Origin of the sequence: Nonomuraea sp. B5E05 (assembly GCF_039880665.1) — a bacterium.
In the GTDB taxonomy this organism is placed as follows: Bacteria; Actinomycetota; Actinomycetes; order Streptosporangiales; family Streptosporangiaceae; genus Nonomuraea.
Genome location: NZ_JBDPMJ010000063.1, coordinates 1 through 10971, shown reverse-complemented (window position 1 = coordinate 10971; position 10971 = coordinate 1). Strand labels below are relative to the sequence as shown.

At 67.9% G+C, this 10971-nt stretch carries 12 protein-coding genes; 8 read left to right on the top strand and 4 right to left on the bottom strand.

All coding sequences use genetic code 11. From position 1 onward, the window contains the following. The first annotated feature begins 306 nt into the window (after positions 1-306). From ABGB01_RS45435 to ABGB01_RS45420, 4 genes are all read left to right on the top strand, one after another. A complete protein-coding gene (locus ABGB01_RS45435; protein WP_347780519.1) occupies positions 307-780 on the top strand; it encodes a DUF3052 family protein in 474 nt (157 codons plus the stop codon). A 993-nt stretch (positions 781-1773) separates the two neighbouring features. Then, positions 1774-2334, top strand: coding sequence for a serine hydrolase domain-containing protein (locus tag ABGB01_RS45430; protein WP_347780518.1), 561 nt, complete (start codon positions 1774-1776; stop codon positions 2332-2334). Positions 2335-2445: 111 nt separating this feature from the next. Beyond that, on the top strand, positions 2446-3027 hold the full coding sequence (locus ABGB01_RS45425; RefSeq protein ID WP_347780520.1) for a pyridoxamine 5'-phosphate oxidase family protein: 582 nt from the start codon (positions 2446-2448) through the stop codon (positions 3025-3027). Between the two features lie 39 nt (positions 3028-3066). After that, positions 3067-3318 carry a hypothetical protein gene (locus tag ABGB01_RS45420; RefSeq protein ID WP_347780517.1) on the top strand — a complete coding sequence of 84 codons (252 nt, stop codon included), beginning with the start codon at positions 3067-3069 and terminating at the stop codon, positions 3316-3318. A 437-nt stretch (positions 3319-3755) separates the two neighbouring features. Here ABGB01_RS45420 and ABGB01_RS45415 read toward each other — a convergent pair whose 3' ends face one another. Further along, complete coding sequence (locus ABGB01_RS45415; protein ID WP_347780515.1) at positions 3756-4319, bottom strand: DinB family protein; 564 nt, start codon at positions 4317-4319, stop codon at positions 3756-3758. A 316-nt stretch (positions 4320-4635) separates the two neighbouring features. After that, on the bottom strand, positions 4636-5073 hold the full coding sequence (locus tag ABGB01_RS45410; RefSeq protein ID WP_347780514.1) for a hypothetical protein: 438 nt from the start codon (positions 5071-5073) through the stop codon (positions 4636-4638). A gap of 565 nt (positions 5074-5638) precedes the next feature. Here ABGB01_RS45410 and ABGB01_RS45405 point away from each other — a divergent pair. The 4 genes from ABGB01_RS45405 (at position 5639) to ABGB01_RS45390 (ending at position 8543) form a co-directional block, all read left to right on the top strand. After that, positions 5639-6982 (top strand): aspartyl protease family protein, encoded by a 1344-nt coding sequence (locus ABGB01_RS45405; protein WP_347780513.1) that lies wholly within the window; start codon positions 5639-5641, stop codon positions 6980-6982. 126 nt (positions 6983-7108) lie between these two features. Further along, complete coding sequence (locus tag ABGB01_RS45400) at positions 7109-7873, top strand: metalloregulator ArsR/SmtB family transcription factor (RefSeq protein ID WP_347780512.1); 765 nt, start codon at positions 7109-7111, stop codon at positions 7871-7873. Then, positions 7870-8172 carry a DUF1905 domain-containing protein gene (locus tag ABGB01_RS45395; RefSeq protein ID WP_347780510.1) on the top strand — a complete coding sequence of 101 codons (303 nt, stop codon included), beginning with the start codon at positions 7870-7872 and terminating at the stop codon, positions 8170-8172. Before ABGB01_RS45400 ends, ABGB01_RS45395 begins: the two co-directional genes overlap by 4 nt. After that, positions 8169-8543 (top strand): VOC family protein, encoded by a 375-nt coding sequence (locus ABGB01_RS45390; RefSeq protein ID WP_347780509.1) that lies wholly within the window; start codon positions 8169-8171, stop codon positions 8541-8543. Before ABGB01_RS45395 ends, ABGB01_RS45390 begins: the two co-directional genes overlap by 4 nt. Before the next feature lie 329 nt (positions 8544-8872). Here ABGB01_RS45390 and ABGB01_RS45385 read toward each other — a convergent pair whose 3' ends face one another. Next, positions 8873-10150, bottom strand: coding sequence for an extracellular solute-binding protein (locus ABGB01_RS45385; protein ID WP_347780507.1), 1278 nt, complete (start codon positions 10148-10150; stop codon positions 8873-8875). 291 nt (positions 10151-10441) lie between these two features. Beyond that, a complete protein-coding gene (locus tag ABGB01_RS45380) occupies positions 10442-10858 on the bottom strand; it encodes a hypothetical protein (RefSeq protein WP_347780506.1) in 417 nt (138 codons plus the stop codon). Positions 10859-10971 lie beyond the last annotated feature (113 nt).

Sequence of the window (10971 nt, the reverse complement as noted above, 5' to 3'; positions counted from 1 at the left end):
TGTGCCTGAACGTCGAGGTGCTTTCCAGCGACGGCATGTCCATCGAGATGCGTGACACCGACGAGGACGTCTTCCGCGCCGCGGAGGAGCTCGGAATCGACCTGTCCCGGCGCGAGCCGAGCAGCGTCGAAGAAGTCTGACGACCCTGCGCGCGCCCCGCGCCGGAACGCCACCTTCCGGCGCGGGCCCGCGCCGGGCCGTCGGCATGCGGGCTCCAGGCGACGGGCGCGTCACGCCCCGTCGGAGCCCCGCCCTCGCGCCCAGCTCGGCTGCCGTGCGACCGCGATCCCGGCGGCTACTACGGTGGTGGCGGGAGCAGCACGGGAGAAGGCGGTGGCGGTGCCTGGTGAGGCGACGGAGGACGGCATCGCCGATCTGCTCGGCATCGAGCCAGGGATGGTCGTCCAGACGAGGAACTCGGCCCCGGACGCCCACGCCTGGCTCGACGGCGTTCGAGCCGCGCTGGAACAACGATGCGGCGGCGAACTGCTGGACGACAGCGCCGACGAGGTCGTCGACATCGTGTTGTTGTGCTGGCGCGCGGGCGACGGCGATGACGACCTGGTCGACGCCCTCATGGACGCGGCGGGCAACCTCGCCGACGCCGGCTGGATCTGGGTCGTCACCCCCGAGGCCGGCCATGACGGATATGTCCTGCCGGATGAGCTCGCCGAACCCGTGCCGGCCGCGGGACTTGTCCGGACCCAAGGCGTCAGTCTCGGTGGCGGCAGGCGGGCGATCAGGCTGACGTGGCCGCCCTGGCGAAGGACCAGGCGCTGAGGCACCGGATCCGGCAGGCCATGTGCTGGTCTGTGAACCGGCTCGTCGAGATCTTGGGGATGTCGGCGTCCCGCAGTGACGCCGGACGTCTGTCCCAGATTTGTGTAGCCGGTTCACGGATCGCAACTCTGCTCACGTTCGACGATGAGTTTTCCTGTCGCCGGTCGTCTGCCTTCGGAAGATGCCCCTTGGGAGAAGGGTCCAGGATGCCTGTGACCGGGACGGCGTGCGGTGTGCGACTATCGCGAGCTCGCGGCACCGTCGAAGTCCGGTCTGAGCAGTTGGCAAGGAGTTCGACCGTGAGCGTCGGCTTCTGCATGTCTCTCGACGAGTGTGCGGCCCGTCCGGGCGACAGCGTCGCTCTCCCTGTGCGACTGGTACGGCAACAGGTGGGCGGCACACCATTCTCCGCAAGCGGGAGGGGCGATTTCTCCGCGCGAGTGATGAAGTGACGAGGGTTGCGATGAGTGAGATACAGGAACAGATTCAGTGTCATATCGACACGCTGGTCGCTACCGGCGCGGAGACCGGTGTGCAGGTGGCTGTCTATCAGGATGGCGCGCTGATCGTCGACGCGGTGGCGGGCACGGCCGACCCGGCCACCGGGCGACCGGTCACCTCCGGTACGCCGATCTTCAGTTTCTCCACCGGCAAGAACGTGGCGGCCACGCTGGCGCATCTGCTCGTCGCACATGGGTGCCTCGAGTACGACAGCCCGGTCACGGACCTGTGGCCGGAGTTCGGCGTGCACCGCAAGGCCACGGCGACACTGCGGCACGTGCTGACCCACACGGTCGGTCTTCCGGCCATGCCGCGCGAGATCGCCCCGGCCGAGCTTCCCGACTGGTCCAGGGTGTGCGAGTCGCTGGCCGCCGCCGAGCCGCGCTGGCGGCCGGGCGCCACCGTGGGTGATCACTCCTACACCTTCGGCTATCTCATCGGCGAGCTGGCCCGCCGTGCGACCGGGCGGCCCATAAGCGAGCTGCTGCGTGAGTGGATCACTGCGCCGCTGCGTATCGGGGGCAGCTCTACTTCGCCGCTCCGCAGGAGTCGCTGCCGGGGCTGGCTCGCCTGGAACAGCAGGCGCGGCAATGGCCTGCCACCCCGGACGACGGTGAGGCGATCCTCGCGCCGTGGGAAAGCCGGCCGAGTGCCGATTTCGGCAACAACGGCGAGATCCTGCGCGCCGATATACCGTCGGTGGGTATCGCCACCGCGCGCGGTCTCGCCGCGATGTTCAACGCCGTGCTGCAGGGCAAGCTCGTAGACCCTGCCCGGTCGGCGGAACTGTCCGCGCTCGCGTTCGAGGGTACGGATCAGGTTTTCGGCACTCCGGCGCGGATGGCGCTGGGCTTCCCGATCGGCAGGATGGGCGCCCCTGCCGTGGAGAACTCCGTGGCACTCGGATGGCCGGGCGGCGGCGGAAGCTACGCCTACGCCGACCCCACGCGGGGAGTCGCCTTCGCGCTGACGAAAACCCGGCTCGTCCCGAACTTCGACACCGCGCTGTCGGTCACCACGATCCTGGCCGACCATCTCGCCGGAACCCGCTGAGCTTTCCCCACGGCCGCGCCGGGGCGGAGTTCGCGACGATCGCAAGGAGAAAATCATGTCCACTCACATGGCCGGCGACTCGACCGCGCCGCAGACCAGCCTCGGTGGGCACTGCGCCGGACCCAGAAGTTCCAGCTGTGCACGGTGCGCCGGGATGGCCGCCCCCACGTGACACCGTTGCTGGCGATCTGGGCGCTCGGCGCGATGTGGTTCACCACTGGCGACAACGAGCAGAAAGCCAAGAACCTCAGCGCCAACCCGCACTGCGCGCTGACCACCGGAACCGGCACCCTGACCGGCACGGACTACGTGATCGAAGGCACCGCGAGCCTGGTCACCGACCAGGTCACCAGGCAGGCTGTGGCGGCCGTGTTCGAACAGGCCTATGGCTGGCAGCTCACCCGCGAGGACGGAACCTGGTATCAGCTGGGCGAAGCCATTCGGACCGGAAATGTTCAGCTCTACCGGACAAGGCGTTCGCCTTCGCCGCCGGTAGCCAGTCGTCCCAAACCCGCTACCAGTGGCGCTGAGAGCACAGCTTCCGGCGGCCAGGACGGCGGACGCCGCCGCCGCGACGGTGACACGGCGCGGACTGGGCGGGGACACGGCCGGTCGACAGTGGGTGGGGTTGGCCGGCGGGCGAGTTCACGGAGTGCGCTGGTGAGACTCGGCGGCGCGCCGCAACCGGCCTGAGCTGCTGTGACCGTCCGTTGGACAGAGGTCACAGCGAAGATGATCGCGAAGAAGGAGAAGGTCTTGGTTGATGACGGAGCGTGGGGCCGGCGTACGGTGTTGCGAGGTGCCGCCTTGCTGGCCGGCGCCGCCGCCACCGCGCCGCTGCTGGGCGGGGCGGCAACGGCGCGCGCCCGCGGCGCTGACGCGGACGCGCTGTTCAAGGCCGGAGAGTTCGACCAGGCCGCCCGCAACATCACCGCTGACTTCACCGACATGAACCTTTACATCACCCGCGGTAAGGCCGCCTGATCACCGTTACCGTACGGGCGTCACAGGAGCCACCTGCACCTGCCGGCTCCCACGGGGTGCGGGCGAACCTGACGCCCGTACCCCGTCGCCTGGCGCGCTGCGGACAAGGGCGTCAGCAAAACCAGCGCATGCTCCGCCGTCCCGCTCACCGACGGGGAACGCGACGCGGTCGACGACGGCCAGGCCGCCCTGGACCGGCTGCTGAATGCCCACCGACGAACGGGGCCGGATGATCTGGATCTCCGCGGCTCGGCCCGGCCGCACTCACGACATCACCGCCGCCCGCCGTGACCGCATCCTGTCCCACCTACGCGCCGCCGGCCTCGGCGCCCTGGCCGATCTCGGCTGCCTCGGTCTGGACGACGGCCCGGATGACCCCGTGGTCGTCACCGGCTTCAAGGCCACCCGCGCCCGCAAGCTCACCACTTACCGGAAAGTCATATTCGGCGCGATACGGCTCCGTCCTGCCAGCGGTAGAGGTCGCGCAGCAGGGAAATCTCGGCGCCGTGATGGATCAGCTCCTTGTTGACGTGCAGGACGATGCCCTCCATGGGGAACCGCTCGGGACCCACCGTGGGCGGATTCTCCAGGTCGGCGTCCGAGAGCGCGCGGACCCCCGCGTTCCATCTCCCATACATCTCATCGAGCTGTTTCAGCGCCTCGTCAGCGGTCCCCGCGTAGGCGAATGTCCGGGAGTCGACGTCCTGGCCGCCGAAGTGCCATCCGACCCGATAGCCCAGGCAGGAGACGATGATGTGCGCCAGCCGCCAGGCGATCGTGGTCACCGGCGCCGGCACCGGGTCAGGGGACGCGGAGTCCATCGTCCATTCCCCCGAACCTGCCGACATCGATGCGTCCGACGTGCCACGTGGGCGGATGCTCCAGCAGCCGCGCACCGGCTCCCAGAAGTACTCCTCATCGGCAAGACCGTGCAGCCGCGGCCGCAGGTTCTTGTGCCAGTGCCGGTCCAGCTGGTCCGCGAGTCGCTCGCTTCTTGTCATTTCGGCACCCTACATACAACGGAGACCTGGCTGCGCCCCTCGCGGACGCCGTCGCCGGCCGTGGGCCGCGAGAGCGTACCGCACCGGAAGATGACGCTGAGGGCTGATGTGCCCTTCGGGCCGCGCCGCCGCGAGCGGATGTTCGACATCAACGATCCGGCTGGCTGAATCGGGTTCAATGACCCAGATGTGACAGCCTCGACCGATGACATGACGGATGATCAAGACTGCGGACTCCCGCCCGAGATCAGCATGAGTATCCCGAGCGAGCGCCACGCCAGAGCCTCCGACCCGCCTGTTGAAAGATGGCGAAGACTCAGTGCTGGTGGCTCTCGATACGGCCGCCGAGTTGAGCGTGAGGCTCGGCCAGGAGCTTGGGGTCGGAGACGACGGTCCACCGGTCGCCTACGAGATACGTCCCGCCGTAGGCCCGGGCTCCTTCGTACCACGCGTCCTGGTTCTCTCGCGTGGTGAAGGTCATGACGACGTAGCGGCCGGCGCCGGTTTGGCAGGACACCTGGCGTAGTTCGCTCGCATCGACCTGAACCGACGGCCGGTCACACTTGATGGCGGCGAGGATGCGGTCCAGGCCGGCGCCGGGGAGGGTTTTGCCTGCGACGAGTTGAGCCGGGTGGTGATGGGCGGTTGCGGTGCTGCTCGGTGTGGGAGCGAAGATTGTGAAGACGGCGAGGCCCACGCCCAGGACGGTCAGGCTGGATGCCGCAATGATTCGCGGATGCTTCATCTCGCGCACCTTTCTATGGGTCCGGCGGTGGAGAGACCATGTCCAGGTACGCGCGCCGGCGGTCGCGGGTTCGACGCGGGGACCGGCACCAGCACGGCGGCCGGCGGGGCGCCGCTGTGGGCCGCCCACCCGACGAGTTCCGGGTCGAAGTCGGATCCGCCGTGGAACATCGGGTCCGTCCCGGTGGATCCGCCGACCCGTCATGACCGCCTCCACACAGGGTGATCCGCAGGCCGTCTCTGACGCTGCTCTGGTCGCTGATGACAGCTCAACAGCTCACCGCCGCGAACCGCACCGGATGCACCTGATCGAAGCCAGCGCGACGTGACACAACCATGACAGGGCGCGGACGGAGCGGGGACACCGGCGGCTGATAGTTGATCGGCGGGCGGGTCGCGGAGCGTGTGGTGAATCCCGGCGGCGTGCCGCGAGTGTTGTCGACCGGGGATGACCTTGCCATGCGAAGAGCCAAGAACCGGTCCAGACCTGGAACCGTCCACCGTGGGGCGGGAAGCCGTGCCCGAGGCGTGGTTGGCCCGAACTGGTGCGACCGTCCGCCTGAGCGGCAGTTCACATGAAGATGATCACGAACAGGGAGAAGGCCTTGGTTGATGACGGAGTGTGGGACCGGCGTTCGCTGCTGCGGGGCGCCGCCGTGCTGGCCGGTGCGGCCGCGACGGCGCCGCTGCTGGGCGGGGCGGCGCTGGCCGGCAGCGGTGACGCGGACGCGCTGTTCAAGGCTGGGAAGTTCGAGCAGGCCGGCCGCGCGTATGAGGAGGTTCTGAAGAAAAATCCCAATCATTTGCTCGCAGCTCGCCAGCGCGGCTATGTCGGGCTGCTGTCCAACCGGTTCCCCGACGCCGAGAAATACCTCAAGATGGCCCTCAATCTGGCGCCCGACGACAAGGAAGCCAACCAGCTCCTGGGCGACTGCTACATCCGGCAGGACAAGTTCGCCCTGTCCGCACCACACTGGAAAGCGGCCGGCGAAGAAAACTACGCCAAGTGGTTCGCGGCAGTCCGCGGCGAGGCGTATCAGGTGCACGGCGAGACCGCGCGAGTGCCGTTCCAGCAGATTGATCCGATGCCGCTGGTGGAGGCCTCGGTCAACGGCGGACCGGCGAAGCGTTTCACGTTCTACACCGGCGCCCCGAATCTGAGCTTGCGCGCGTCGGTGGCCAAGGAGGCCGGGCTGCGCCCCGTCGCCAGTCAGAAGGCCGATTTCGGGGGCGGCACCGTATTGGCGTACTGGGGGATCCTGGACTCCTTCAAGCTGGGCGGCATCGAACTGCGCAACATCCCCGTGAGCTGGTCGGCAACGGAGTCGGGCGAAGATGTCGACACCGACAGTGACGGCCTGATCGGCATGTGGGTCTTCTACCATTTGCTGCCCACCTTCGACTACGCGGGCCGGCAGCTGATCCTGCGCCACCGCACCGCCGAAACGGCCGGGAAGGCACGCGCCGCCGCCACACGGGCGGGCGTCGAACCCCTGCCGCTGTGGCTGGCCCGTGAGCAATACCTGCACAGCACGGGCAGCTTCGCCGGCGCCGCCTCCCGCACTGGAGTGGTGGGCGTGAACTTCGGCGGAGTCGGCGAGATCGCCGCGGGCGTGCGCGGGAGAACGGCCGAGCAGTTGGGGATCCGCACCGACTACGACCGCCAGATCGGGACTTTTGCCCAAAGCCACCCGGCCGTCGTCTACCCCTGCTACCCGAAGGAAATCCGCCTCGGCAACGCCGTCGCCAAGGAGGTCTACTGCTACACGAACCCGAACCAGCCGGTCAACGTGCCCTGGCCCTATGGGACAGGGTTCGACTCGATGGGCTGGTTTTCCCACTGCTTTTGGAAGCCCTACAACATCACCGTCGACTTCACCGGCATGAACCTCTACATCGCCCGCGGCAAGGCCGTCTGATCACCGCGACTGAGGGCGTCATGGGAGCTACCTGGAACTGCCGGCTCCTACGGTCGAGGGGGTGAGGCGGACCAGACCCCTCGCCAGTCTTGACATGAAACCATTTGGTTTCCTATTGTCGGATGTGTGGAAGAGGTATTCAGGGCGCTGGCGGATCCGACGCGCCGGGAGCTGCTCGACGAGCTGTTCCGGCAGGACGGGCAGTCGCTGAACGCGCTGGCGAGCAGGTTCGCGATGACGAGGGTCGCCGTGGCGAAGCACCTTCGTCTGCTCGAGGAGGCCGGTGTGGTGGTGTCGGACCGGCGGGGCAGGGAGAAGCTGCACTTCCTGAACCCCGTGCCGATCCGTCTCATCCACGACCGCTGGGTCAGCAAATACACCGAGACGTGGGCCGCTGGCCTCGTCGACCTGAAACGAGATCTGGAGACAAGAGTGGAGAAGGTGTTCGAGATCTACATCCGCACCACGCCGCAGCGGCTGTGGCAGGCGATCACCGATCCCGAGACGCGGGCGCGATTCCAGTTCGGTGCCCGCGTGGAATCCGACTGGGCCACAGGATCCGCCTACAGGGTCACGCACGACGGCGTGCCCGGCGGATTGATCGAGGGGGAGAACCTCGAGATCGACCCGCCCTGGCGGCTCGTGCAGACATACCACGCCATCTGGGACGACGACATCGCCCGTCAGGGCACCAGCCGAGTGACCTGGGAGATCGAGCAGGTCGACGACAGCTGCAGGCTCCTCGTCCGACACGACCAACTCGCCGCGGAGGCCGACCCGCATCTCTACGGTGGCTGGCCCATGATCCTTTCCGGCCTCAAGACCTGGCTCGAAACGGGCCGGGAACTCACCACACCAGGCTCACTCATGTACGGAGGCGAAACGTCATGACCGCACAGCAAGCCAAGTCCGACACGAAGCTTGACAAGACGTTCACCGCGGAGCTGCGGAAGAGCCCCAGCAAGGGCGGCTGGACCTACGTCGTGATGCCGGGCTCGGCCGACTTCTTCGGCACCCGTGGCCTGGTCAAGGTGCGCGGCCACGTCGACGGCGAGCCGTTCCAGGGCTCGTTCATGGCACTCGGCGACGGCACGCACAAGCTCGCGTTCACCGCCGGCATCCGCGCCCGCATCGGCAAGCATGCCGGCGACACCGTCACCGTCACCCTCGACGAGCGGATCGCACGATGACCGCGCCGCAGCCGGTCGTCACGGGTGTCCGAACCGTCAGCGTGCCGGTCGACGACCAGGAACAAGCGCTACGGTTCTACGTCGACACGCTCGGCTTCACGGTACTGCGCGACGAGTCGATCCCGACCGGACGGTGGATCGAGCTCGCGCCCGGCGGCGACAACGTCGTCGTCACGCTGGAGCAGGCCACCGAAGGCGTCACCCGCGGCCCCATCACTATCCGGTTCACCACCGACGACGCAGCGGCCGCGCACGCGGCCCTTAACGCCGCCGGCGTTGATATCGATGAGATCCTTCAATGGCCCGGCGTGCCACCGATGTTCGCCTTCCGTGACCCCGACGGCAACGCTTTCTCCATCACCGAGACGTGACAGCCGCCCACATGGGCCCTCCGCTCCTGAGGCTGACCTGAACGCCGAACCCCCGGCGCCCCGCACCGGATGACACCGCCAGAGCCGGGTGTCGGGATAGGTGATGTCCCGATGCCCCGCCGACCCAACCCCGAACAGCCCGAACAGCCCGAACAGGCCAACGGCCGGCCGAAGCGGGATGACTGCACTTACTTTGTAAAGGCGCTGGGCGAGCGATACACCCACATGCCGTACCTCAAAGCCAAGCTCGACAACGGGAGACCAAGGGTGAGAAGGGTGTATGCCGCGCACCCTCCCGGCCCACAGGCCGACAGGGTGCGCCGCGGTGATCAGCCGGCGAGCAGGGCGTTGGCCTCGGTGATGAGCTTCTGCGCGGCCTCGTCGGGGGTCATCCGGTTGAAGATGACCTCCTCGGAGTAGCGCCTGAGGATGCCTTCCATGGCGCTGGAGCCTTTGGGAGGGGCCGCGGGCGGGTCGGCCAGTTCGCCACGGATCTCGTTCACGAACGCCAGGGTCTTCTGGTCGGCCTCCGGGAGTTTGGCGCTGACGGCGGACAGCACCTTGGCGTTGGCGGGCAGGCCGCGGTCGCTGAGGATGCTCTGGCCGGCTTCGGCGTCGTTGATCATGAAGTCGATGAACTTCGCGGCCTCGGCGGCGTGCTCCGACCTGGAGGAGGCGGTGTAGAACATGGCGGGCTGCAGGAACATGCCGCTGGTCGTGGCGCCTTCGATCTTCGGCATCCGTACGAGTTCGAGGCCCTGGCCTGATGCCTTGGCGGCCGCGCCGAGGACGTTGCTCCAGATCATGCTGGTGGCGCCGGTGTTGGTGCCGATCAGGGTCTGTTCGATGCCGGCGTCGTACAGTTCGGAGCTCTTGTCGGCGCTGGGGGAGCCTTCGGTCTTGATCAGGTCCTGTGTGATGGCCCACCAGTCTTTGAGGGTCTGGGGGGACACGCCGATCTTGTTGGCGACGTAGAGTTGCTCGCCCTTCTGCGCGGCGTAGATCTGCAGGTACGCGGGGTTCCAGGACAGCTGGGTGCCGGTGATCTTACCGTTGGTGCCGGTCGTGACCTTGGAGCAGAGTTCGACGAAGTCTTCCCAGGTCCATGAGTTGTCGTCGGGGAGCGTGGCTCTGGCGCGCTTGACCAGGGCGGGGTTGATCACCATGGCGAAGGAGTTGACGCCGCTGGGGATGGCGTACTGCTTGCCGTCGACGACGCCGGTCGCCAGTATTTTGGCGTCGATGTCGGCGGCGCTGACCTTGGAGGCCAGGTCGGCCAGCGCGCCGCGTTCGGCGTATTCGCGCAGTGCGCGGATTTCCAGGGTGATGACGTCGGGCGCGTCCCGGCCGGCGACCTGGGTGGCCAGTCTTTCGTAGTAGCTGGGGAAGTCGGAGATCTCGCCCTCGACGTCGATGGTCGGGTTCTTCGCCTCGAATTTCGCGATCGCCGCTTCGGTCATTTCGCGGCGCGCGTCACTGCCCCAGTAGGCGAAGCGCAACTTGATCGTGCCGTCGGTGCTCTCGCCGCCGCTGCCGCAGGCCGCGGTGACCGCCAGCATGGCGGTGGCGAGCAGGGCCGCCGACCAGATCTTCTTGCCAGAGCTCACGGCTCTTTCCTCCTAGGGGTCTTTCGCTGGGGGGTGGAAGGAACGTTTTCGGCACTGCGGTGCCCGTGGCATGGATCTGAGGTCTGACGTTAGCGCGATGATCGGCAAGGGAGGTAGGGGGTTGCGCGACACATTGCCGCCGGTCTTCGGAGCCGCAGGCCGTGTTGCGCGGTGCGGTCTGGTGGGCGCTCGCGCGTGGCGATGGCGGGGGAGTCCGGCCGCCGGCGACGACTGACCCGCGCCCGGTGCGTGCTGGTGGGGCGGGGTCACCGTGCGGCCGGAGCCGGGTGGTCAGGCGAGGAAGGTGATCTTTCCTTTGCCGTGGACGGTGCTGAGCCCCTTGGTGGCGCAGATGCTGACGTTGGAGGTCGGGGTGGCGGTGCCGGCCACCTGGCTTCCCGCCAGCGCTCCTTTGCTGACCCGTCCGCTGAGGAGCATGTCGCCGGGGTTGTGGCCGGTCACCTTCTCCATCGATGGCCGCAGGGTGGAGACGCCGGCTCGGCGGCCGTCGGCGCCGTACCAGGTGATGGTGCCTTTGCCGTGTATGTCTTGTGCGCCGGCGCAGGAGGCGCGGCCGGTGCTGCGCACGGTCATGACGCCGGAGCGCATGCCGGCGGCCGAGGGTGACGAGGCGGTGCAGCCGGTCAGCGCGAGCCTGGCCTGGGCGGTGAGGGTGTTCGGCAGGAACCTGACCCCCGGGTTCGACATAATTCCGCGGCCTGGAGGCCCGAATCTAGCTCCTGACCTGTGCTGACATGGGTGTAGGCGCCTGGAGGGCGTTTCTCTAGGCGGAGCTGTTCGCCTGGTTCAGCGGGGTGCGG